This window comes from Thermalbibacter longus (assembly GCF_023806485.1).
Classification (GTDB): Bacteria; Chloroflexota; Chloroflexia; order Thermomicrobiales; family Thermomicrobiaceae; genus Thermalbibacter; species Thermalbibacter longus.
Genome location: NZ_JAMSLR010000005.1, coordinates 140,983 through 162,470, shown reverse-complemented (window position 1 = coordinate 162,470; position 21,488 = coordinate 140,983). Strand labels below are relative to the sequence as shown.

Here is a 21,488-nt window from a genome sequence, read left to right as displayed (position 1 = left end):
CGCCCCCCATGTGCGGGTCGAGGCGGCGCGGACTCAGCCCAGCACCGCCTCCACCAGCTCGCGGGCCTGCTCCAGCGCCCAAAGCAGCCGGTTCTGCCCGCGGGTCAGGTGCGCCACCAGGATTCCCCGCCGGTGCGGGTCATCCTTCGCGCCTGGCATCGCCAGCGCCGGCGCCAGATCCGGCAACGGCGGCACGTTCAGCGCCGGGTCGTGCCAGAAGGGGGCCATCCGGCTGTAGTTGACCGGCACCAGGATGCGCGCTAGACGACGCTGCACCGCGTTGATGCGACGCGCCTGCGGGCTATCGGGCGCGCATGCCGGAACCGCGCTGTACAGCCGCTCCAGTGCCCGCTCCAGCGCGTCGACGGCCTCGAAGGCGGGAGAGAAGCTGAACGCGTCACCGGTCGCTGCCTGGTAGCGATCGAGCGTGCGGCGGAACTCTCCGGTGGTACGCGTCCAGTCGAAGGGGTGGATCGGCGCGTTGAGCACCCGCAGCAGCGAAGCAGCATACATGCGCATATCGCGCAGCAGGTTGTCGCGATCGGCAATCTCTAGCGTGTCGTCCTCGGTATGCCACTGGATATTGGCCCCGCACCCGCCGACTGGATAGTACCCGCGCTCCCGGCGAGCTTCCTCCGACATCGTCGAGCTGAGCATGTAGAAGCTGGTGATGCCGATCTGGTTGAACGAGTAGTCGCCGGCGCGCGGCGGCCGTTCCGGCTCGGGCACGATCCCGGTCGTCTCCCGGATGACCGCGTCCACGAACGGCTCGGTCTCGCTCATCGCCGTGAGCTCATTGTAGGTATCGGCCCAGCGACAGCCCGGCGAGTCGCAGTTGATCTGCGCCACGCAGTTGCGGGCCAGCTCGAGACCGAAGGTATCGGCATACCAGGTGGAGCCGGCATAGCGGCCGTGAGAGTGGCCAGACCACCAGGCGATCCGCAGCGAGCGAGCTAGCCGATCGCGGTGCTGCCAGAAGACGCGAGTCAGCTCCAGCATGGTGGCGTCGCCAGTGGCGTTGTCGCCGATGCCGACGTGCCAGGAGTCGAGATGGCCGTGGAGAAGCACGAACTCCTCGGGAACCAGCCGGCCAGGGATCTCGGCCACCAGCACCGGGATCGGGCGCCAGCCGGTATCGAGGCGTGTGGAGAGCGCTACCTGCCCACCACGCTCGGCCAGCGCGATCAGCTCCTGGCCATCGGGGTTATTGACCGCCAGCACCGGGATACTGGGCTGGCGCTTCATGCTGTCGAGATCGGGCGCGCCCCAGATCGTCGTGCAGATGCCCTCATGGATGTAGGTACCCGGGTTGATGAAGATGCCGGCCAGAGCACCGGCGTTCATCACGTCGTTGACCTTGCCTGGGGACGCCATCCCCTCGGTCAGGACGATCTTGCCGCGAACGTCCCGCCCGCCCAGGTCGACGCCGGCGGAGAATACATCGCCGGCCTGGGTTCCACCCGCGCCCGGCACGTAGACCAGCTCGCCGGTGATCTCCTCGCCCCCGGTGGAGACTGACATCGAGACGGTCTTAGCCCGGTAGGCTTTGCCGCCCGGCTCCAGGCTGCGCAGGGTCGCCTCCAACGGGATGGAGATGAAACAGACCGGCTCGTAGAGCGTGTGCGGCACACCCCAGGAGCGCAGGTGCTCCATCAGAATCTCGACCGCCCGCCGCTCGTCCGGCGATCCTGAGAGCCGAACCAGCCGCGAAAACTGCTCGACGATGCTCCAGGGCACATCGAGCGATACCTGCGACAGCAGCTCGCGCTCCAGCGCGGGATCGCTCCAGGTCACGAACGGCCTTGTCGAGGTCATGATCCCTCCCTCTCCTTCTGGTACCACACCCGTTCGCCCGTTACCCGAGGTTGGCCACCAGCGCCGTCGGGCACGCTGGAGGTGGCGATTATGCCGGGCAGACTGCCCAGCCTCCGCCGCGCTCCTCGATCGCGCAGCCGTAGCTCGCCGACATTGCCCGCAGTTTCTCGACGACCCGGGTGGCCTCTGGCCCACTCGCCAAGGCTGGGAAGCCGTCCTCGTCCAGCAGCAGCGGTACCAGCTCGACCACCGGCGGGGCACCCGCCTTCAGCCGCACGAGCACCGATTCCGGCTCCATGAACGCTGGTGGATCCTCGAACAGAAAGTTGCCCAGGCTGTAGAAGATCGGCTTGCCCCGGTACCACTCGATCGGATGCAGGCAGTGCGAGTGGTGACCAGCGATCACGTCAGCGCCGGCCTCGATCAGGGCGTGCGCTAATGGCTGCTGGTACTCGGCCAGCAGGCCGAGGTAGGGAGACAACCAGTGCGGCGGCACGCCCCAGTGGATGCCGACGATCACGACATCAGCCTCTCGCCGGGCCCGACGCACCTGATCGCAGACCCGCTCGAGGTCGCCAGGCTCTGGCCAGCTCCGCACCGGGGGCACCGTGCCCGGCTGCTCAGCCAGCAGGTTGGTATCGACTTCGAAGGAGAAGCGAACCCGTAACGGCGCGATGCCCGGCTTCCCCGGGCCAGCATCCGATTCGACCGGCAGGGTGCTCGCGACGCTGAGCAAGGCGACCTTCGTGCCCTGTGTCGTCAGCCAGGCGGGCGCGAGGGCAGCATCGAGATCCAACCCGGCGCCGCAGCGGGCGATCCCCGCCTCATCGCAGGCGGCGAGCGTATCGAACATCGCCTCGGGGCCGTAGTCCATCATGTGGTTGTTGGCGAGCGTGACCGCAAGGACGCCGAGCTCGCGCACGCTCCAGATGACCTCGGGATCTGAACGCAGGTTGGAGTGCTTGGGCACCCGGTAGCCCCGGCGCGAGAGCGGCATCTCTAGGTTGGCGATCATCAAGTCGCAGGCGAGGATCGCGTCACGAGCGGCCGCGAGCCCCGGTCGGCGGTCGAAGGCATCGTCCGCCAGCGGCCGCCGTAGCATCAGGTCGCCAGCCAGTCCGATAGTCGGCAAGGCGGGAGACGTCATAGCTGCCCCTCCCGGTACTGCGGGTCGAGGGCATCGCGCAGGGCATCCCCGAGGAAGTTGTAGGCGAGGACAGTGAGCAGGATGAGGAGACCGGGATAGAGCGGCAACAGCGGGTTCTCCCAGAGGTAGGCCTGGGAGTTGCTGAGCATGTTGCCCCAGCTCGCTTGAGGCGGCTGGATGCCGAGCCCGAGGTAACTCAGCGCCGATTCGAGCAGGATAGCGTTGGCCACGCCGAGTGTGGCCGCCACGATGATCGAGGGCACAGCGTGGGGCAGGATGTGGCGCAGCAGGATACGTGTGCTCGAGGCGCCCAGCGCCCGAGCGGCCAGCACGAAGTCGAGCTCGCGCGTGCGCAGCACTTCGCTGCGGACGATTCGCGCTACCACCATCCAGCTCGTCACGCCGATCACCAGCACGATATTGCGGAAGCTCGAGCCGAAGACGGCCACGACGATCAGGACGAGGAAGAAGTAGGGAATCGCCATCATGCCATCGGTGATGCGCATCAGCACGCTGTCTACCACGCGGCCGGCATAGCCGCTGACCCCACCGATCAGCGAGCCGATCGCGATCGAGATCACCATCGCGATGAGGCCGACGCTCATCGAAATGCGGGCACCGTAGATCAACCGCGAGAGCACGTCGCGGCCGTTCTCGTCGGTACCCAGCAGGTGTTCGCTCGAAGGTCGCGCGTGGATGTAGAGGATGTCGCCCTCGTTAGGATCGTAGGGCGCGATGAACGGAGCGAGCAGGGCCACCAGGTACATCGCGACGAGGTAAAGCGCTGCGAGTATCGCCACCCGGTTGCGCAGGAAGCGCCGGCGTGCCAGCGCCCACCAGGAGCGACGAGGCCGCTCCTGAACCTGCTCCAGATAGCGGGTCATCGAGGTTCCGGTCATCCTCCCTCGCCCTCTAGCTCAGCCGGATGCGCGGGTCGATGTACGCATAGAGGAGGTCAGTCACCAGACTGCTCAAAACCACGACTAGCGCCACGGTCAACGTCGCGCCCAGCACGACGGGATAGTCGCGCGTCATCGCCGCCTCGACCGCTAGCCGGCCCATGCCGGGCCAGGAGAAGACAGTCTCGGTGATCGCCGCGCCGCTGACGGCACGCGGCAGTAGCACACCGATGATGGTGATCACCGGGATCAGCGCGTTGCGCAGCGCGTGCCGTGTGAGCACCACACGGTTCGGCAATCCCTTGGCCCGGGCCGTTCGGATGTAGTCCTCGCCCAGCACGTTGATCATCCCCGAACGGGTGTACCGTGTCAGCTCGGCCAGGTTCGCGACGACCAGCACCAGGCTCGGCAGGAGGAGATGCTTCAAGCGGTCAACGAGCGAGAACTCGGCGCCCAGCGTATACATCCCACCAGCCGGCAACACCTTGAGCTGCACGGCGAAGACGATGATGAGCATGATGCCGAGCCAGAAGACCGGGATCGAGACCCCGATGAAGCTGAAGCCGGCGATAATCCGGTCGATCGCCGAGTTGCGCTTGAGGGCGCTGAGCACGCCGAGCGGCACCGCCACCAGGATCGAAAGCACCAGCGCGAGCCCGGTCAGCATGACGGTGTTCGGCAAGCGCTCGGCGATCAGCCGGGTGACCGGCTGCACCGTGTTGTAGCTGCTGCCGAAATCGCCCCGCGCAACGTTGCCCAACCACCGGAGGTACTGGACCGGCAACGGGTCGTCCAGCCCGAGCTGCTCGGTCATCTGCTGGATCTGCTCACGGCTCAACTCTGGGTTGGCGAGGAGCGCCGGCCCCCCGGGAGCTGAGTGGATCAGCAGGAAGGTGAGCACGCTGACGAGGAACAGCAGCACCACTGCCTGCAAGAGCCGGCGCACGACATACGCAGCCATTCGCGCCTCTCACCCTGATCGCGGGCATACGGCGCGTCGCCCGAGCCGGCTGACATCCTTACCCTGAGTGCGAGGTCTCGGGCGGGATCGCTCTGCGCGCCATTCGTCCTGGCCTGCCCCGCCCGCCCCTCCCTGCCCGATGCGGGCGGGAGGGGCAGCGAGCACAGAAGGATCCGTCATATGCGCCAGAGCTTGTGCCAGGCGAGCGAGCAACGGCCTCCTGGTTACTCCTCGAGCCAGACCTTCTCCATCCAAGTCAGCGCGTCACGGTAGCCGATCAGAGGCAGGTCCTTCGTCCGCGTGTTCATCGCCTGCAGCTCGCGCGGGTAGTAGAGATAGATGACCGGAAGATCATCCGCGATCAGCTTCTGAATCTCGTGGTAGAGCTGCACGCGCTTGGCCCGATCCGGCTCGCTCCGCGCCTGGACCAGCAACTCGTCGAGCTGCGGGTTCTTGTAGGCCCACCGGTTTTGTGCTGACTCACTGTGGTAGTGGTCGTAGAGGTCGGGATCGGGCGGCGTGATCCACCACTCCATCAGCAGGTCGTACTGGAGGTTGCGGTACTTTTCTAGATGGATCGGCCAGTCCACGATGTCGAGGGTCACCTCGATGCCGAGCTTCTGGTACTGCTGCTGAGCGTAGGTGATGACCTGCTCCATCACCGGGAACCCCTTGGGCCCGTTGAAGAGGATGGTGAAGCGCTCGCCGCTCGCGTTGGTGAGGATCCCGTCCGGCCCCTTCGTCCAGCCGGCCTCTTCGAGCAGCGCGGCCGCCTTCTCCATATCGTACTCGTACGTCGTAACGTCGGGGTTGTAGTAGTCGCCGAGCAGCGGGTTGATCGGACCGGTCGCGACCTGCCCGTACCCGCGCAGCACGCGCTCCACGATCGCCTGTTTGTCGATCGCGTGGGAGAGCGCCCGGCGCACCCGGACATCCTGCAGCCGCGGCACCGAGTGATTGACCGCGAAGAAGTAGTAGTTGACCTGCGGCGCCTCGCGGATTTCGACATTCTCCGCCCCCTGCAGAGCATCGACCTGCGGCGGCTCGATGACGGCGAAGTCGACTTCCCCTGCTCGCACCTGAGCGACCCGGGCATTGCCGTCCGGGATGACCTTGAACACGATCCCGTCGAGGTACGGAGCCCCGTCGAAATAGTCAGGGTTCGCCACCACCTCCAGGTGGCTCCCCTGGACGAACTCCTTGAACTTGAACGGCCCGGTTCCGACCGGATTCGCGATGAATTCGGTCGGCTGGTTCAAGTCCTTCCCCTCGAGCAGGTGCTTGGGCACGATGGCCTGGTTGTACCCCAGCATCACCGGGAAGGGCGCGAACGGCCGCTTCAGGACGAAGCGCACGGTGTATTCGTCGACCACTTCCACGCGATCGATCGACGACACCGGCCCGCGCAGTGCCGCGTTGACGTTGGGGTTGAGAATCGCATCGAAGGTGAACTTCACGTCCTCAGCGGTAAAGGGCTGACCATCGTGCCACTTCACGCCCTGCTTGAGCGTGAAGGTGTACTCGGTCAGGTCGTCGTTCGCCTCCCAGGATTCGGCCAGGTCGGGTACGACCTCGATCTGGTTGTCCTTGAGCTGGTACTGCGTAAGGCAGTTATAGATCGTCTTGTTCACCAGCAGGTCGGCCAGCGCGCCGGGGATTGTAATTGGATAGGCCGTCGGGTTGGCATGGAGCGCCATGCGCCAGACCCCGCCGCGTCGCGGCTGGCCAGCACTGGTGGTCGGGGTAGCGGCTGGTTGCTGGGCCGGCGTCGTCGCGGCGGCGGCCGTCGGGCTCGGCTGAGCGCCAGTAGCGCCGCTCGGGGTCGACGCACCGCCCTCCTCGCCCCCGCCGCAGGCCGCCAGAGCGGCGCCCGAGACGAGCGCGGCGCTGCTGAACATGGCGAGCTGGAGCAGCTCGCGACGCGAGACACGCACGCCAGCGCCGCGGAGTTGCTGGAGCACCCGGTCGACTGACTCTCCCATCGATGCCTCCCTCCTCGTCACCTCGAAGCCTCCTCACGATTCGCCACTCTCGATCGAAACCGATCCGGGGTATCGGCCGTCACCGGAGCTCCACACCAGCCGGGAGCGCCTGACCGTTCGACCCGGCCAAGCGGTAGCCCAACCGCCGGGAGATCTCCGCAGCGGCAGCCGTCACGGCCGCGCGGTAGCGCGCCCGTTCGGCCGCACCGAAGCGCGAGACCGGCATGGCGATGCTCACGCCGGCGATCACTACTCCGTGGCGGTCGAAGATCGGCGCAGCGATGGCGCAGGCACCGAGGTCCAGATCCTCGTCGCTCACGGAATAGCCGCGCTCGCGGATCGCCGCCAGCTCCGCCCGGAGCGCGTCGGGGTCGGTGATCGTCCGCGGGGTGAACCGCTGGAGCGGCTGGCGATGGGTCAAATAGCGCTCGATGCTCTCCGGCGCCGAGAAGGCGAGCAGCAACTTGGGCACGGCCCCCGCATGGAGCTGAAAGCGGGCGCCGATCTTGGCCGTGATCTGGAGGAGCCGCGCGCTGTCGCGCTTGTCGATGCAGATCGCCGTGAACTCGTCGGCGCGGGCGATCAGGTTGATCGTCTCGCCAGTCTCCTGCGCCAGTCGATCGAGTACCGGACCCGCCGCCTGGACCAGCGAGGAGCCGCGCGAGGCGACCGCCCCGAGCTCGGTCAGCGCGTAGCTGAGCGTATACGTCTTCGCCTCCGGATCCCAGTTGAGCAGACCCTCGGCAGTCAACGTCCGCAGCAGCCGGAACACCTGGTTCTTGCTGAGTCCCGTAATCTGGCTCAATTCGGTGACGCCGAACCTGTGCGGAGGCGTGAGGAAGGCACGCAGGAGCTGAACGGCTCGCCCAACGGCGTCGATGTAGTAGCGTGTAGAAGCGACGGTTGTTTGATTCATTCAAACTCCGTTCTACTCTCAGTAACATCCTAGAGGAATCGGCCCGCCCTGTCAAGCGGAGCAGCGCCAGAATGCTGTGCCGGCACGCCGGGATCGCAGGTTGCCTGTGCGTGCCTGAGCCGCGCATCGGCACGGCTACCGTCAGGTGCGACGCCGCATGCCGGAGCGTAGGAACGTTACGGGATCGCGATAGGTGACCGGGTACCGAGGAGGTGGTGGTACTGGTAGGCCACGGCTGCGGCCTACCCTCTGACATCAGCCGCTGCCGGAGGCCTGCCCTGAGCGCGAACGAATGGCGCCGAGCTTACATGCTCACCAGAACACGCTACCGGCGAGCGCGTGCGGCGCTCAGCGCCGCTCCTGCGGTGGATGGGAGGATGGCGGTGAACCCTTCAGGCGGCCCTGGAGCCTGCCGAGGAGTTCGCGACGGGAGCCGGCACGGGCCGCGCGGGTATTCTCTTCGGACACCGCCTCGGCCAGCTCGGCGCGCAGGACCGGCACCTCGCGCGGTGCTTCGATCCCGACCCGCACTCGCTCTCCCTCTACCGAGAGGATCACCACCCGGATGCCGTCGCCGATGACCAGCGCCTCGCCGGGCCGCCGGCTGAGGACGAGCATCGGTCGCCTCACTTTCCGGCCGGAGCGACCGGATGCCGCGTGCTCCAGGGTGAACCCGACAGCACGACTTGCGAGCCGCAGCCGCGCCCGAAATCGAGCACCAGCGGGCCGAGCAGGTTCGCGGTGACCGAGTCGTCCGCGTGCACCGACAGCGTGCAGTAGAGCCGCACGGACGGGTCACGTCCCAGACCGAGGGCGTGCAGTAGCCCGAGATCATCGGGGTTCAGCGTCGACAGGAAGCCGGGTACCAGGTCCTCCACTTCAGCCAGGACGAACGCGACGTCCTCATCATCGAGCGATTGCAGCACTGCAAGCCCGGGCACCTCGCCCGGCACGACGAACGCGAAGCGCCGCCACTCCGGGCAGCCGACCAGACCGAAGGGGAAAACGATCTCGACCGGCTCCCGGCCTGGGGCAACCTCGAGGCTTCCCGAGGCCGGCTGCTGGCTCTGCTTGGGCATGCTCATGGAAAGCTTTCCTTTCTGTCAAGAGGAGGCTCAGCGCAGGTAGTCAGCCAGCGTAGGCTGAATCGCCTTGGCGCCGGCCTGGAGCGCGGCACGGTAGGTCAACTCCTCCTTCGCGAAGCGGGTGATCGCCTCGGCCATATCGGTATCGTGGGCCTCGCTCAAGAGCCGCAGCGTGCTGGTATGCGCGTCGAGCAGCCGGTCGCGCTGGGCGTCGAGCCGGTTGACCCGGGCGCCGACCTCAGCCTGGGCGGCGAGAAGCTGGCTGTGGGCGCTGTCGAGCTGGCTGAGGCTCGCCTGAATGGCAGCGGCATTGCCGAGCGCGACGGCATCGCGGGCGGCCTTGACCGCTTGCAGCACCGGCAGAATCGCCACGTCGCCCGTCACGTTGATGGGAAGAGTGACGCCGGCATCGATCATCCGCTCCAAGCTACCACTGTCGCCCTGATAGGTCGGGGGGTCGGTCGTCAGGTCGAACGGCTCGGTCTGCGTCCTCTGGCCAGCGAACAGGTACTGACCCGCGTGAGCGAAGTTGCCGGTGTTGGCGATCTGCTGCTGCAGCGCCGTCAACTCCTGCCAGATCGCGTTGCGGTCTGGAGCCGAGAGCGTGTCGTTGGCTGCCTGGACGACCAGCTCGCGTGCCCGCTGCAGGGCGTTACCGATGGTCGTCAGCGCCTGGTCGGTCAGGTCGAGCCAGGAGCGGGCCTGCTCGACGTTCTGCACGTATTGCTCGATCTGCGCGCTCGCCGATTGGAGCCGGAGGATCGTCGCCGCGCCGACCGGATCGTCTGACGGCCGGTTGACTCGTTTGGCCGACGTGATCTGCTCGTGGACGCGCTCCATCCGGCTCAGGTTGCGCGAGAGGTTGCGCAGCAGGGTATCGACCAGCATCCCATGAGTGACGCGCATGCCCTACTCCTATCGCCCGACGATGCCCATACCGTTGATAATGCGGTCGAGCATCTCATCGACCGCCGTGATCGCTCGCGCTGCCGCCTGGTAGGCGTGCTGGAATTTGACCAGGTTCGCCATCTCTTCGTCGATCGAGACGGCAGAGATCTCCTGCCGCTGCCGGTCGATCGCCTGCACCAGCGTCTCCTGGTTCTCCTTCGCCACCCGCGCCTGCCGGGAATCCCCGCCGAGTTCGGCAATCAGCGCATTGTAGAAATCATTGACCGTGGCAGTATTGCTATTCATCACCAGCGCGTAACGGAGATCGGCGATCTGCCGGGCCACGTCGTTGTTCCCGGGCGCCCCCGGGGCGCTCGATGCCGCAATCAGAGCTGGGTCGCTCACCAGAGCGGGATTCACTCGGAGGTCGCCGCTCGGCAGTATCTCGAAGAAGTCGCGCCCGCGTGGTGGCGGCAAGGTATCGGTCAGCCCGTAGCCAGTTTGGTGCAAGGCGTTCACCTCGTTCGCTAGGGCATCGCGGATGCTCTCCGCCTGCGCCAGCAGGCCAGGCACGACCGTGTTGTGAAGGTCGAGCAGCGCTGTCAGCGAGCCGCGCTGGATCGCGGCCGCGCTGCCGCTCGCCTGCCAGGCGATGCTCGCCGTCCCGCCGGAGATGACGACCTCGAGTGCGAAGGACTGATCCTGGTCGACCAGCGGATAGCCTCCGAGGTACAGGTTGACGGCGCCGTTGGGGAGCGTCCGCGCGGTGACGCCGGTGAACTGCGCGAGCTGGTCCAGCAGCAGGTCGCGCTGGTCGGCCAGGTCGTTCGGATTCTGGCCCGTCGCGATCGCAGCGGTGATCTGGGCATTGAGCGCCGCCACCCGCTCGGCGATGCTGTTGACCTCGCCTGTCTGCAAAGTCAGTTTCTGGACCAGGTCTTCCTGGAGCTGTCCGAGTTGCTGGCGAATGCGGTTGATGTTCGCTGCGAGCGTAGTCGACTCCTGCACCAGGCTGGCCCGGGCGGCCAGGTCCTCTGGCTGGTTCGTGACCGCCTGCCAGGCTCGCCAGAAGCGATCCAGGAGAGCGCCCAGACCGTTCTCACCCGGTTCGTTGAAGATCCCTTCGAGCTGCGTGTAGGTAGCCACTCTGGTAGACGCGTCCCCTAGCGCCTCGGACTGCACACGGAGCTGGAAATCGAAGACGTACTCCCGCACCCGGGTGATCGCCGCCACGGTCGCGCCGGTGCCGACCTGCCCAGCGAGCGCGCTCCGGTTGAACGCCGGCACGGTATAGGGTGCGGTGGGCGTGAACAGGACGCGCTGGCGCGAGAAACCAGGAGTGTTCGCATTCGCCACGTTGTGGTTGCTGGTGTCGACCGCCCGCTGCTGGGAGATCAGTCCCCGGTAGGCCGTCTCCAAAGCCCGGAACGACATGCCTCACGCCTCTCCGCTCGCCACCTCGGCCCCTCGATCCCTACCTGGAACTATCGGCACAGGAGGCCAGGGCTTGAGCCGAACCCGATCTCCTGGTACCGGGGTACCATGTCGGAGAGCGCCAGAACGCCGTGCGCCGCGAGACGGCGCAGCGCGCCCGGCGAGGCCGGGCCTACCGCACGCGTTCGATCTGCCGGCCACACTGTTCATGCCGAGGCGTCGATGAGGCGCTGCTCTTCGAGTTCGACGGCCCGGCGGTGGGCGTAGTCCGTCCCGGCGGCGAGCTGCTCCTGAACCGCGACCACCAGATGGTGATTAAGCGTGAAGAGCGTCTCGAGAAGGTGTAGCGTCCGCGTCCGCTGCTCCCGCAAGCGAGCCAGCTCGGCCTCCACTTCGCGCTGGAGCTGAGCGAGGGAGCGATCATCCACGCCGGCCTCGGAGCGCACCCCGGTCTGGAACGCGCGCAGCTCTGAAGCGAGCCCGTCATACGCGGTACCGGCTAGTTCGGCCGCCTCTTCGACTCGCCTGATGGCAAGGTGAACCGCGGCAAGATCCCCGCGGCTCACGGCCCGCTCCAGCTCGGCCAACTGAGCACGAACGGAGCGCAGGGTTCGGAGCTGTTCTGCCAGTCGGGAAACCAGGCTCATGTGAGGTCCGGACGCAGCTTGGCCACGAGCCGCACAGCCAGTTCAGCCGGATCGACCGAATACCGGCCGGACTCGATCGCCTGGCGCAACTCGGCGACACGCTCCACGCGAACGTCGGGAGCTTGCTTGACGGTCTCGATCGCCCGCTGGAGCTCGCGCAGGTGTGGCGAGAGTTCGACAGCCTGGCCGCCGACATGGATGTCATCGCGTTGATCGGAGGAGACGACGTTGCGCGACCTCAATTCAGGCCGCTCTGTCGTGTCGACCCGCTGTACTTGAGCGTCGGTGGCCGATGGCCCGATACCCTGTACCATTCCGATCCTCAACCCCCTCTACACGCGAAAGCTGGGCGAAAAACACTCGCTATGATCCCATATCGGCCGACTCGCTCGAAAGCTTAACCCACCGGCATGGCAGGGTTCAGCAGCTTTGCGTATCGAGGGCATCGGAGGCACGAGGCTACGAGCGCGTCCGGATCACCAGGCCGAGCATCTCGTCGAGGGTCTCCAGCGCCCGCGCGTTGGCGCTGTAGGCCCGTTGGGCCTCGATCATCTGGACCATCTGGTCCGCCAGATCAACGTTGGACGCTTCCAGCATGCCGCTCGCGATCGCCGGCCAGCCATCCGTCGCTGGCACCCCGAGCTCCGGCGCGCCCGCCGCCGGCGTGGCGACGAAGCGGTTGTTCCCGATCGCCAGCAGTCCATTAGGATTGGGGAAACGTGCCAGCACGATCTGCCCCAGCGGCTGGGGCTCGGTGGCGCCAGCGGGCAAGCCATAGATTACCCCGCGCTCGTCCACGTGGCTCACTCGAACGCCGGCTGGAACGACGATAGGTGGGGTCAAGAGACTGCCGTCGCCGAGCGTCAACCGCCCTGCTCCGTCTATCGAGAGCGTGCCGCTACGGATGTAGGCTGTGACGCCTTCGGGCGTGGTGACCTGAAAGAACCCATCCGATCCGAGAATAGCCACATCGAGCAGATTGCCGGTGACCTGTACCGGCCCCTGAGTAAATGCCCGGCTCGTTCCGTTGAGGATGACCCCGCTACCCACGTCCACCTGGCCGAGCACGGTCGCGCCGGCCCGCGCCACCCGCACGTCTTGCGGTGGCAGCGCAGCGAACTCGGCCCGCGCCGCTTTGTACCCGGTGGTGTTGCTATTCGCCAGGTTGTTCGCGATGACGTCCAGCCGCTGCTGCTGGGCTCGGATCCCGCTGACCGCCGGGAAGTAGAGGCTGCTCATCGGCCGTCCCCCTACGCGCTGATCTTGCCGATCTCGTTGACCGCTAGCCGCAGCGAGTCATCGGCGATCTGGAGTGCCCGCTGAGCCAGGGCGTAGCTGCGGTTCGCCGCCAGCATATCGGTGATCGCCCTGGTAATGTCGACGTTCGACTGTTCCAGGAACCCCTGGCTCACGCCGGCGGTCTGTGATGGCACGCCGGCGACATCGCTGGTGTAACGGTTCTGCTCGACGAGCTCAAGCTGGGCATCGGCAGGGAATTCGGTCAACAGCAGCCGGCCGATCACCTGGTCGTTCACCCGCACCGTGCCATCTGGATCGACCCAAACATCGCCGGGTGGGATCGTGATCGGCCCTCCCTCCCCGAGGACCGGGAAGCCGTCCGCAGTCACGAGGCGCCGCTGCTCGTCCAGCCGGAAGCGTCCATCGCGCGTGTACTGCAGCCCCTCCGGAGTCTGGACGGTAAAGAAGGCCGCGCCGGCGATCGCCAGATCGAGCGGTTGTCCCGTCTCGACAAGTGCCCCCTGGCTGAGGTCGAGTTCCGGTTGATCGAGCCGCACTGCCGTCGAGATACTCCCGATGAGCCGCACATCCGCTCTGGCAACCCGGCTGAGCAGCATCTCCCGGAAATCGTTGACGCCGCTGAGCTGCTGGCGATAGCCCGGCGTGTCGACGTTGCTCAGGTTGGTGCTGATCGTTAACTGGCGCGCCATCTGGGCCATCATGGCCGAGGCAGCCTGGTAGATCGTTCGGATCATCGACCCCTCCCAACCCCTCTCGCTCGTCGCAAGCGCAGGAGACCGAGGAGCAGCACGGTGTTCGCGCCCACCAGCCCTGCCCACTGGCCGGGCAGGGTCGCACCTTCGCCGGTCTTGGGTAGCACGGGTGGCACGAGCTGCAGCTCGATCGGAGTGCCGGGGAAGGCTCCTACCAGCACTCGCCTCGGGTCCGGAGTTGCCGGATCAGGATCCGGTTCTGGCTCGACGGTCACCAGCACGATGTCCCACCCGAGGTCTGGAATAGGCTCAGGGAGGAGGAAATCGACGTGGGTGACCGGTGTATCCCTCTCTACCGAAAACCGGCCGAGCGAGCGGGTCTCGCCCGATTGCGACTGCAGCAGCCAGAGCTCGTAGCGCTCGTTCCCACCGAGCGGCGGCAGGCCGACGAGATCGGCGCGGATATCACCCTCTTCCAGTACCAGCATGACCACGCCGTTGGCGTCGGGAGGCCCCCAGGTGGTCATGACCGGTACATGAGAGAGGATTACCCGCACTGGCAGTGCCTCGGCCCCCGCCCCCATGTTGCCCGCCACCAGCCCACCGAGTGCCAGCAGGAGAGCCGCCAGAACCCGCAGTATCGGCAGATCACGCCGGCTGGCTGCCATCAACCTACCGCTCCAGGTCGCTCGACCGCCAGGGAACGCCAGCATAGCCGCCGTTGCCGGCCTCATCACTCGAGGCATAGATCGCCGGCTGGCTCAGATCGAGCGAGCCGCGCAGCAGCCGGCGGAGCGATTCGGGTGAGGACTGGAGGAGCTGGTCAGCCACTGCCGACGCCTCCGCAAAGGTGCCGGAGTTTGCGAAGCCGGCAACGGCGGCTGACTCGATCGTCCAAGGCGCCGGCTGAGACCCACGCGCCAAGCCCTCGAGGCTCGGGAGCCGGTCGTCGTCCCAATCCAGGGCAAGCGCAGCGGGATCACCGGGGCGGAGGGTCTGGAGTTGCTCGTACAGCAGGCTGAAGTCGCGCTCGATCGCGCGCTGGCGCTGCCAGAGAGCAGCACTGGTCCAGGCTGCTACGGACGCAATGCCCAGGAGCCCGATCAAGGCGATCGCTTCCATCTCCGGAAGACCGACGAAAAGCGGAGCTATCATCGGACGTTCCTCCTGACTAGAGGGTCAAATCGCTACTGTGAACGCCACGCTCCTGCAGAAGCGTGCGCAGTTGCAGCCGCACACGGGTGAGGATCTGGCTGATGCGTGATTCGCTGATTCCCAAAATCTCGCTGATCTCGCGCATGGTCAACTCCTCGTAGTAGTAGAGCGAGAGGATCAACCGATCCCGCCCGCTGAGCTGCTCGAGCGCCGCAGCCAGTCGATCGGCCAAATCCGTCTGCACGGCGAGATCGTCCGGATCGGGCGCGTCGTGGTCAGCGAGCTGCTCCTCGAGCGTCAGCTCATGAGAATCATCGGCATTATTGAGCGGGAGGAACAGGCAGGCCACGTCCTGGATCGCCTGGTGCAACTCCTGCACGCTGAGCCCCAGGTACTCGGCGATCTCGGCCTCGCTGGGCATGCGGCCGGACGCGGCGAAGAGCTCGCGCGTCGCCTGCTCGATCTGCCGCGCTCGATGCCGGGCGCCGCGCGGGACGATGTCCAGCGAGCGCAGGGCATCCAGGATCGCGCCACGGATACGGAGAGCCGCGTAGCTCTCGAACTTGACGCCCCGCGAGGGATCGAATCGATCGATCGCTTCGATGAGGCCGATCGTGCCGTATCCGATCAGATCGTCGCGTTCCAGGCTCGGTGGCAGGGAGATCCGCAAGCGGTCGACGACGTACTTGACCAGTGGCGCGTACTGCTGAATGAGCTGCTCACGGGTCGTCGTGTCGTGGCTCATGGTGTAGCGCTGCCAGAGCCGCGCCGGCTGGTCCAGATTGGTCGATGGCATTGCCGTCATCGGTCTCCCCCATCACCTGTCGGCTACGACACGGTCCGCTAGCCCTCCGCGCCATTCCCCGCCGGAACCTGGTCGCTCCGCTCGTACGTCGCCACTGGCTCTTCGATCAGCTCGTCGGCGATGGCATCCTGGCGGCAGGCCAGTAGCAGGATCCGCTCGATGATGAGCCCGGCGCCGAGCACGATCAGCAAGGCCAGCGCGCTGCTGGTCGCAACCCAGGCGAACGGCTGCTGGCGCACCAGCCCGGCCCCGTAGACCGCGAGGAAGACCACGACCCCGGCCAGGATGACCAGGTGCCGGCCGGGGACCGGATTGGAGCTGCTCTGGAACTGGCGCGTCGAATGCTGCCGCATCTGCCTCGCCTGAACTCACCCGGAAAGCCGGAGTACCGATAAGCGCTCGAACCTCACTAGCCGATACGTCGCAGCCAGCATAGTGACCGGCCTGGCAAGTCCTGAAGCCCCCACGGTCCAAGCTGAGCCAGTCGGGTGGTACTAGGCCCGGTGGGCCACAGGTCCTACCGCAACCGGCGACGACCGCAGCTCGCGATCCAGCGTCCACGCCACCAGCTCGGCCAAAGCCGCAGGGCTCGCTGGGACCAGGTCATCGGGCACTTGTGGCCCGGTCGCGAGCCCTGCCAGCGGCAGGCCGAGCTGCTCGGCGATCCCGATGCAGGAGGCCGCTCGGCGGGTCTCGTCGAGCTTGGTCAAGAGGAGCACGGTAGGGTTCAGGCGGAGGAAGCGGCGCCCGATATCGATCAGCTCGGCAGTGTCCCCGGTCACAGCCAGCGCCAGACAGCAGACGATCGGATCGCGGGAGCCGAGATCGTCGCGCAGCCGCTTCAACTGCGCCTGGTCGTACGGGTTGCACCCCGGCGTATCGATCAGGATCAGATCGGCTCGACCGGCGGCTGCTACGGCCTCAGCCAGCTCTACCCGGTTGCCGACGACCACGCATGGGATCCCTAGGTGTTCGGCCCAGGCAGCCAGCAGGCTACCGGTGATCGGATTAGGATCGAGCCCGAGCAGCGCGATGCGCGCATACCGACGCCGGAGCTGGCTCGCCAGCTTGGCGATCGTCGTGGTCTTGCCGACACCGCTGGGGCCGATCAGCGCGACGATGGACTGGCGTTGCTCGGCCGGCGGCAACGTGCAGAACCTGATCTGACGGGCAAGAGCGGTCGCCAGCGCGGCGCGGCGCTCCTCCGTCGGCCGCGCGCGGGTGCCGTCGTATACTGCGGCCAGCCGCTCGGCCAGCGTGGCGCTGATCCCCAGGCGCTGGAGCTTGCGCATGGCAACCTCGATCGGCGAGGTGCGATGACCTCCCGGCTCGCGCCCCTGCGCGCCGGGTGCTCGATCCGGCGAGCCTCGCAGCGCCCCGCCGATCAGCGGCCCGGCCACACCCTGCTGGTGGGCAGCGATGGCACTGATCTCGACAGTGCCTTCCCGGCTCTGCCCGGGCACGACCGGGCTGATCCGGCGCACCTCGAGGATCAGCGCATCGGGTCCCAGTTCGGCCTTGGCCAGCCGGATCGCTTCCTGGACGGTTGCCGCGCGATAGGTGTATGGCATCGTCTCATCCTCTCACCGATCCAAGCACCTGAACCTGCACGCCAGGCGCGACCTCCTGGAAGGCCAGCACAGCCAGGTTCGGGAGCGAGCGTCGCAGCAGCCGGCTCAAGCCCAGCCGGATCGTCCCCGGCACGAGCAGCACCGGCTGGTGCCCCATGCCGGCCATACGCTCCATCTCGTGCGCCAGGTTGGCGACCAGCCGCTGGAGTCGATCGGGGCTGATCAGGAGCTGGGGCCCCTCATCCGTCGGGTGTACCGCGTCGCCCAGCTCGGCACTCAGCTCGGGGTGCAGCGTGATGGCGTAGAGGAACCCATCCGCCTCGAGATACTGCTGCGTGATGACCGGGGCGAGCGCTGCCCGCGCGTGCTCGGCCAGCGCCGCCACGTTGCGGACACTTCGCGCGTGGTTCCCCAGCGTCTCTAGGATCGTGACCAGGTCCCGGATCGGAACTCCCTCGCTGAGGAGGTGCTGGAGGATCTGGTGAACCTCGCTGAGCGAGAGGAGGTGTGGGATGAGCTCGTCGACGACTGCGGGATGATCCTGCCGCACGAGATCGAGCAGGCGCTGGACATCCTGGCGGCGCAGGAGCTCAGCCGCGTGACCGCGGATAACCTCGCTGAGATGGGTGGTGACCACCGAGGCGGGGTCGACGACGGTGTAGCCCTGCAACTCGGCCGCCGGCCGCTGGGCCTCCTGCACCCAGACAGCCGGCAACCCGAACGCCGGCTCCTTGCTCTGGATACCCTCGATCTCGGGTGGGCCACCAGCGGGGCTCATGACCATCAGCCGGTCTGGGTAGATCTCTCCCTGGGCCACTCGCACGCCGCGCAGCAGTACCCGGTACTCGTTCGGCCGCAGTTGCAGGTTGTCGCGGATACGGATCGTCGGGACGATCATGCCGAGCTCCTGGGCGATCTGCTTGCGCAGGAGCGTGATGCGGCGCAGGAGTTGGCCGCCCGCGGACTGATCGACCATCGGGATCAGCCCGTAGCCGATCTCGAGCTCCAGCGGGTCGACGCTGACTAGCTCGGGCAGCGAATCCTCGGGCTCGGCAGCCGGCGCCGCAGGCTCACCGGCTGGAGGAGCAGCAGGTCGGCGCAGAAGCCGGCTGGTCAGCAACAGTCCAGCCGCCCCCACGAAGAAGGGCAGCTTGGGCAGACCAGGTGCTAGGCCGAGCACAGCGAGAAGCACCCCCGCGATCGCCAGCGCTCGCGGCGTACTCAAGATCTGGCGCGCGACATCGAGGCCCAGGTTCGTATCGGCGGCACTGCGGGTCACGATGATGCCGGTTGCGGTGGAGATGAGCAGCGCCGGGATCTGCGAGACCAGCCCGTCACCGACCGTCAGCAGGGCATAGGTCTGGAGCGCCTCGCCGAGCGGCATGCCGTGCTGGAGCGCGCCGATGGCGATGCCTCCGACGATGTTCACGACGATGATCACGATGCCAGCGATCGCGTCGCCCTTGACGAACTTGCTGGCACCGTCCATCGCCCCGTAGAAATCGGCTTCGCGAGCGATCTCCTCGCGGCGCCGCCGGGCCTCGTCTTCGGTGATCAACCCGGCGTTGAGATCGGCATCGATGCTCATCTGCTTGCCGGGCATGGCATCGAGCGTGAAGCGGGCGGCGACCTCGGCCACGCGCCCGGCGCCGTTCGTGATGACCACGAACTGGATCACGACCAGGATCAAGAAGACGATGATACCGACCACGTAGTTGCCGCCCACGACGAACGTGCCGAACGAGCGGATCACCTCCCCGGCATCGCCCTGCAGCAGGATCAAGCGGGTCGAGGTGATGTTCAGCGCCAGCCGGAACAGCGTCGCCAGCAGGAGGATCGAGGGGAAAGCCGAGAACTGGAGCGGCTCCTGCACGTAGAGCGCGACCAGCAGGATCGTAATCGCGGCAGCGATGTTCGTCGTTATCAGCACGTCGAGCAGGCGCGTCGGTACCGGGATGATCATGATGGCGACGATGGCGACCACGCCCGCTGCCAGCATCACGTCGCTGTAGCGGACGAGCCGCCGCAGCCCCACCACCGTCGCCTCGCCTGGCCTGGCTGCCATTCCTTCCCTCCCTGATGCCCGGCTAGCGGAGTCGCAGCCGGTACACGTACGCGATCACGTCGGCGACCGCCTCGTAGAGGGTCACCGGGATCTCCTGACCGACCTCCACCGCGCGGAAGAGCGACTGCGCCAGCGGGCGGTTCTCGAGCACCGGGATGGCGTGCTGCCGCGCCACCGCCTTGATCCGCTCGGCCAGGTGGCCGGCTCCCTTGGCGACGACGACCGGGGCACGCATGCTCCGAGCGTCGTAGCGGATCGCGACGGCCAGGTGCGTCGGGTTAGTCACGACGACGGTCGCCTTCGGCACCTCCGCCATCATCCGGCGCTGGGCGTACTGGCGCTGGAGGCGGCGGATGCGTGCCCTGATCTCCGGGTCGCCCTCGGTCTGCTTCAGCTCGTCCTTGAGCTCCTGGCGGGTCATTCGGAGCCGCTGCTCGAGATCCCAGCGCTGGAAGCCATAGTCGAACAGCGAGAGCGCCAGAAAAGCCGCTCCGGCGCGAAGCCCGAGGTCACGGATCGAGCGGCCGATGGCTTGCCCAATGCTCAGGGGATCGGCGCCGGTGAGCGTGGCGAAGAGCGCGAGATCGGCTCGCACCAGCGGGTAGGTGACCGCGCCGATGACGACGATCTTGATCACCGCCTTCGCTGTCTCGAAGGCGCCGCGGCGCGAGAGGATGCGCTGGAAGCCAGCGACCGGGTCGATACGCTTGAGATCAGGCTTCAACGCGGCCGGCGCGAAGACGACCCCAACCTGCGCCAGCGTGCTCGCGACCCCGGTCAGGAGCATCAGGCCGAGCAGCGGCAGGGTGATCCGGAAGAAGACGCTGCCCGCATCCCAGCCGAGCTGTGCCAGGCTCGCAGTCGTCAAATCCTCCCGCGGCAGGCGGCTGAAGGCTCCCTGGAGATAACGGCTGACGTGATCGAAGGCGTAGGCGCCGTACCAGGGAAGGAAGAGCCCGACAGCGAGCAGCCCCAGCGCCGAGGTGAGATCGGCACTGCGGGCCACTTGGCCCTGCCTGCGGGCCTCCTGTCGCCGCCGTGGCGTTGCGCGTTCAGTGCGCTCGCTAGCCATGTCTCTCCTATCGAAGCACCTGCAGCATCTGCGCCACCGAGTCGCCGAGCTCGCGCGTCACCACGTCTGCCAGCACGCGGACGAGGAAGGGGAGCGTAAGGGCGAGCAGCAGCAGTCCAGCGAAGACTTTGGCGGACAAGCCCACGAAGAAGACGTTCATCTGCGGCACCATCCGGCTCAGGATGCCCAGCGCGACGTCGGCGACGAGCAGCGTGCCGGCGATCGGCAACCCTAGCCTCAGGGCATCGGAGAACATCGCCGCGCTCAGCTCGACCAGCGTCTGGTCGGCGCCGGGCGCCGGGCTGACCCCGCCGAGTGGGATGGTCTGGAAGCTGCTCTGGAGCCCGAGCAGCAAGAGGTGATGGCCATTGGTGATGAAGAGCAGCAGGGCGGCCAGCGCCAGGTAGAGCGTGTTCAGGGCCGTCCCCTGCACGTTGAGCGTTGGATTGAAGACGTTCGCCAGGCTGAACCCCAGTTGAAAGCTGATGATACTGGCCGCCATCTCCACGGCGGCGAAGATCATCGCGACCGCCAGCCCGAGCGCCAGGCCGACCAGGAACTCCTGCGCCAGCGCCAGGACGAACCGCTCCGCGCGGCTGAGCGCAACGGCGTCGGCCTGCACGAAGGGGCTGAGCATCAGCGCCAGGATCACGGTGAGGGCAACCTTGGCCTGGTTCGGAACCGAACGGCCACTCAGTCCTGGGATCAGCGTGATCACCAGCCCGATGCGGACGGACATCAGGAGGAAGACAGCCATCGAGCTGGGGAGCAGCGGGGAATCGACCACCATCGGTCAGCACCTCCCGGCGCGGTCACCGGCGCAGCAACGGCAGCATCGTGAGCACCTCCACGGTGAAGGCAGCGAGCTGCCGCGCCATCCACGACCCGGCGAAGAGCACGACCAGGAAGGCGACCACGATCTTCGGGATGAATACGAGCGTCTGCTCGTTCACCTGCGTCACCGCCTGCACGATGCTGACCAGCAGGCCGACGGCCAGGATCGCTGCCAGCAGCGGGAACAGAACCAGCAAAAGCGTGGTGATAGCGGTGCGTGCCAGTTCCAGCAGCATCAGCTCGTTCATCGCCCCCTGCCT

Annotated in this window: 23 protein-coding genes; all 23 read right to left on the bottom strand. The window is 66.9% G+C overall.

All coding sequences use genetic code 11. The features are described from left to right. Positions 1 to 33: 33 nt before the first annotated feature. The 23 genes from NET02_RS09280 to NET02_RS09170 all read right to left on the bottom strand — a co-directional run bounded on the left by NET02_RS09280 (position 34) and on the right by NET02_RS09170 (position 21,476). On the bottom strand, positions 34 to 1,815 hold the full coding sequence (locus NET02_RS09280) for a M28 family peptidase (RefSeq protein WP_284057120.1): 1,782 nt from the start codon (positions 1,813 to 1,815) through the stop codon (positions 34 to 36). A gap of 88 nt (positions 1,816 to 1,903) precedes the next feature. Further along, entirely contained in the window at positions 1,904 to 2,962 is a 1,059-nt protein-coding gene (locus NET02_RS09275; protein ID WP_284057119.1) for a CapA family protein, read from the bottom strand. After that, positions 2,959 to 3,861 carry an ABC transporter permease gene (locus NET02_RS09270; protein WP_284057118.1) on the bottom strand — a complete coding sequence of 301 codons (903 nt, stop codon included), beginning with the start codon at positions 3,859 to 3,861 and terminating at the stop codon, positions 2,959 to 2,961. The genes NET02_RS09275 and NET02_RS09270 overlap by 4 nt, the downstream gene beginning before the upstream one ends. Before the next feature lie 13 nt (positions 3,862 to 3,874). Then, the gene (locus tag NET02_RS09265; RefSeq protein ID WP_284057117.1) at positions 3,875 to 4,822 is read right to left on the bottom strand and encodes an ABC transporter permease; all 948 of its coding nucleotides are present in this window, start codon (positions 4,820 to 4,822) and stop codon (positions 3,875 to 3,877) included. A gap of 224 nt (positions 4,823 to 5,046) precedes the next feature. Continuing rightward, on the bottom strand, positions 5,047 to 6,804 hold the full coding sequence (locus NET02_RS09260) for an ABC transporter substrate-binding protein (protein WP_284057116.1): 1,758 nt from the start codon (positions 6,802 to 6,804) through the stop codon (positions 5,047 to 5,049). 79 nt (positions 6,805 to 6,883) lie between these two features. After that, positions 6,884 to 7,720 carry an IclR family transcriptional regulator gene (locus NET02_RS09255; RefSeq protein ID WP_284057115.1) on the bottom strand — a complete coding sequence of 279 codons (837 nt, stop codon included), beginning with the start codon at positions 7,718 to 7,720 and terminating at the stop codon, positions 6,884 to 6,886. A 348-nt stretch (positions 7,721 to 8,068) separates the two neighbouring features. After that, positions 8,069 to 8,338, bottom strand: coding sequence for a carbon storage regulator CsrA (gene csrA / locus NET02_RS09250; RefSeq protein WP_284057114.1), 270 nt, complete (start codon positions 8,336 to 8,338; stop codon positions 8,069 to 8,071). Between the two features lie 8 nt (positions 8,339 to 8,346). Then, positions 8,347 to 8,805 (bottom strand): flagellar assembly protein FliW, encoded by a 459-nt coding sequence (gene fliW, locus NET02_RS09245; protein WP_284057113.1) that lies wholly within the window; start codon positions 8,803 to 8,805, stop codon positions 8,347 to 8,349. Between the two features lie 30 nt (positions 8,806 to 8,835). Next, the gene (gene flgL, locus NET02_RS09240; protein ID WP_284057112.1) at positions 8,836 to 9,711 is read right to left on the bottom strand and encodes a flagellar hook-associated protein FlgL; all 876 of its coding nucleotides are present in this window, start codon (positions 9,709 to 9,711) and stop codon (positions 8,836 to 8,838) included. Positions 9,712 to 9,720: 9 nt separating this feature from the next. Next, entirely contained in the window at positions 9,721 to 11,127 is a 1,407-nt protein-coding gene (flgK, locus tag NET02_RS09235) for a flagellar hook-associated protein FlgK (protein WP_284057111.1), read from the bottom strand. Between the two features lie 206 nt (positions 11,128 to 11,333). Then, on the bottom strand, positions 11,334 to 11,693 hold the full coding sequence (locus NET02_RS09230; RefSeq protein WP_284057110.1) for a hypothetical protein: 360 nt from the start codon (positions 11,691 to 11,693) through the stop codon (positions 11,334 to 11,336). 77 nt (positions 11,694 to 11,770) lie between these two features. Continuing rightward, the gene (gene flgM, locus NET02_RS09225) at positions 11,771 to 12,088 is read right to left on the bottom strand and encodes a flagellar biosynthesis anti-sigma factor FlgM (protein WP_284057109.1); all 318 of its coding nucleotides are present in this window, start codon (positions 12,086 to 12,088) and stop codon (positions 11,771 to 11,773) included. 145 nt (positions 12,089 to 12,233) lie between these two features. Then, the gene (locus tag NET02_RS09220) at positions 12,234 to 13,013 is read right to left on the bottom strand and encodes a flagellar hook-basal body protein (RefSeq protein ID WP_284057108.1); all 780 of its coding nucleotides are present in this window, start codon (positions 13,011 to 13,013) and stop codon (positions 12,234 to 12,236) included. An 11-nt stretch (positions 13,014 to 13,024) separates the two neighbouring features. Then, a complete protein-coding gene (gene flgF, locus NET02_RS09215) occupies positions 13,025 to 13,768 on the bottom strand; it encodes a flagellar basal-body rod protein FlgF (protein WP_284057107.1) in 744 nt (247 codons plus the stop codon). Then, positions 13,765 to 14,394 (bottom strand): anti-sigma factor domain-containing protein, encoded by a 630-nt coding sequence (locus tag NET02_RS09210; RefSeq protein ID WP_284057106.1) that lies wholly within the window; start codon positions 14,392 to 14,394, stop codon positions 13,765 to 13,767. The genes flgF and NET02_RS09210 overlap by 4 nt, the downstream gene beginning before the upstream one ends. A gap of 4 nt (positions 14,395 to 14,398) precedes the next feature. Then, the gene (locus NET02_RS09205; protein ID WP_284057105.1) at positions 14,399 to 14,881 is read right to left on the bottom strand and encodes a hypothetical protein; all 483 of its coding nucleotides are present in this window, start codon (positions 14,879 to 14,881) and stop codon (positions 14,399 to 14,401) included. A 16-nt stretch (positions 14,882 to 14,897) separates the two neighbouring features. Continuing rightward, positions 14,898 to 15,686: a sigma-70 family RNA polymerase sigma factor gene (locus NET02_RS09200; RefSeq protein WP_284057104.1), complete on the bottom strand. Its 789-nt coding sequence runs from the start codon at positions 15,684 to 15,686 to the stop codon at positions 14,898 to 14,900. A gap of 38 nt (positions 15,687 to 15,724) precedes the next feature. Then, complete coding sequence (locus NET02_RS09195; RefSeq protein WP_284057103.1) at positions 15,725 to 16,039, bottom strand: hypothetical protein; 315 nt, start codon at positions 16,037 to 16,039, stop codon at positions 15,725 to 15,727. A 141-nt stretch (positions 16,040 to 16,180) separates the two neighbouring features. Further along, positions 16,181 to 17,257 carry a flagellar biosynthesis protein FlhF gene (locus NET02_RS09190; RefSeq protein WP_284057102.1) on the bottom strand — a complete coding sequence of 359 codons (1,077 nt, stop codon included), beginning with the start codon at positions 17,255 to 17,257 and terminating at the stop codon, positions 16,181 to 16,183. A 4-nt stretch (positions 17,258 to 17,261) separates the two neighbouring features. Next, complete coding sequence (gene flhA, locus NET02_RS09185; protein WP_284057101.1) at positions 17,262 to 19,322, bottom strand: flagellar biosynthesis protein FlhA; 2,061 nt, start codon at positions 19,320 to 19,322, stop codon at positions 17,262 to 17,264. Positions 19,323 to 19,344: 22 nt separating this feature from the next. Beyond that, complete coding sequence (flhB, locus tag NET02_RS09180) at positions 19,345 to 20,394, bottom strand: flagellar biosynthesis protein FlhB (RefSeq protein WP_284057100.1); 1,050 nt, start codon at positions 20,392 to 20,394, stop codon at positions 19,345 to 19,347. Positions 20,395 to 20,401: 7 nt separating this feature from the next. Further along, positions 20,402 to 21,184, bottom strand: coding sequence for a flagellar biosynthetic protein FliR (gene fliR / locus NET02_RS09175; RefSeq protein ID WP_284057099.1), 783 nt, complete (start codon positions 21,182 to 21,184; stop codon positions 20,402 to 20,404). 22 nt (positions 21,185 to 21,206) lie between these two features. Further along, positions 21,207 to 21,476, bottom strand: coding sequence for a flagellar biosynthetic protein FliQ (locus NET02_RS09170; RefSeq protein WP_284057098.1), 270 nt, complete (start codon positions 21,474 to 21,476; stop codon positions 21,207 to 21,209). Positions 21,477 to 21,488: the final 12 nt, after the last annotated feature.

Excerpts from the sequence above, each read along its gene's own strand:
- NET02_RS09280 (WP_284057120.1), bottom strand. The coding sequence starts at position 1,815 with ATGACCTCGACAAGGCCGTTCGTGACCTGGAGCGATCCCGCGCTGGAG.
- NET02_RS09275 (WP_284057119.1), bottom strand. The coding sequence starts at position 2,962 with ATGACGTCTCCCGCCTTGCCGACTATCGGACTGGCTGGCGACCTGATG.
- NET02_RS09270 (WP_284057118.1), bottom strand. The coding sequence starts at position 3,861 with ATGACCGGAACCTCGATGACCCGCTATCTGGAGCAGGTTCAGGAGCGG.
- NET02_RS09265 (WP_284057117.1), bottom strand. The coding sequence starts at position 4,822 with ATGGCTGCGTATGTCGTGCGCCGGCTCTTGCAGGCAGTGGTGCTGCTG.
- NET02_RS09260 (WP_284057116.1), bottom strand. The coding sequence starts at position 6,804 with ATGGGAGAGTCAGTCGACCGGGTGCTCCAGCAACTCCGCGGCGCTGGC.
- NET02_RS09255 (WP_284057115.1), bottom strand. The coding sequence starts at position 7,720 with ATGAATCAAACAACCGTCGCTTCTACACGCTACTACATCGACGCCGTT.
- csrA (WP_284057114.1), bottom strand. The coding sequence starts at position 8,338 with ATGCTCGTCCTCAGCCGGCGGCCCGGCGAGGCGCTGGTCATCGGCGAC.
- fliW (WP_284057113.1), bottom strand. The coding sequence starts at position 8,805 with ATGAGCATGCCCAAGCAGAGCCAGCAGCCGGCCTCGGGAAGCCTCGAG.
- flgL (WP_284057112.1), bottom strand. The coding sequence starts at position 9,711 with ATGCGCGTCACTCATGGGATGCTGGTCGATACCCTGCTGCGCAACCTC.
- flgK (WP_284057111.1), bottom strand. The coding sequence starts at position 11,127 with ATGTCGTTCCGGGCTTTGGAGACGGCCTACCGGGGACTGATCTCCCAG.
- flgM (WP_284057109.1), bottom strand. The coding sequence starts at position 12,088 with ATGGTACAGGGTATCGGGCCATCGGCCACCGACGCTCAAGTACAGCGG.
- NET02_RS09220 (WP_284057108.1), bottom strand. The coding sequence starts at position 13,013 with ATGAGCAGCCTCTACTTCCCGGCGGTCAGCGGGATCCGAGCCCAGCAG.
- flgF (WP_284057107.1), bottom strand. The coding sequence starts at position 13,768 with ATGATCCGAACGATCTACCAGGCTGCCTCGGCCATGATGGCCCAGATG.
- NET02_RS09210 (WP_284057106.1), bottom strand. The coding sequence starts at position 14,394 with ATGGCAGCCAGCCGGCGTGATCTGCCGATACTGCGGGTTCTGGCGGCT.
- NET02_RS09205 (WP_284057105.1), bottom strand. The coding sequence starts at position 14,881 with ATGATAGCTCCGCTTTTCGTCGGTCTTCCGGAGATGGAAGCGATCGCC.
- NET02_RS09200 (WP_284057104.1), bottom strand. The coding sequence starts at position 15,686 with ATGACGGCAATGCCATCGACCAATCTGGACCAGCCGGCGCGGCTCTGG.
- NET02_RS09195 (WP_284057103.1), bottom strand. The coding sequence starts at position 16,039 with ATGCGGCAGCATTCGACGCGCCAGTTCCAGAGCAGCTCCAATCCGGTC.
- NET02_RS09190 (WP_284057102.1), bottom strand. The coding sequence starts at position 17,257 with ATGCCATACACCTATCGCGCGGCAACCGTCCAGGAAGCGATCCGGCTG.
- flhA (WP_284057101.1), bottom strand. The coding sequence starts at position 19,322 with ATGGCAGCCAGGCCAGGCGAGGCGACGGTGGTGGGGCTGCGGCGGCTC.
- flhB (WP_284057100.1), bottom strand. The coding sequence starts at position 20,394 with ATGGCTAGCGAGCGCACTGAACGCGCAACGCCACGGCGGCGACAGGAG.
- fliR (WP_284057099.1), bottom strand. The coding sequence starts at position 21,184 with ATGGTGGTCGATTCCCCGCTGCTCCCCAGCTCGATGGCTGTCTTCCTC.
- NET02_RS09170 (WP_284057098.1), bottom strand. The coding sequence starts at position 21,476 with ATGAACGAGCTGATGCTGCTGGAACTGGCACGCACCGCTATCACCACG.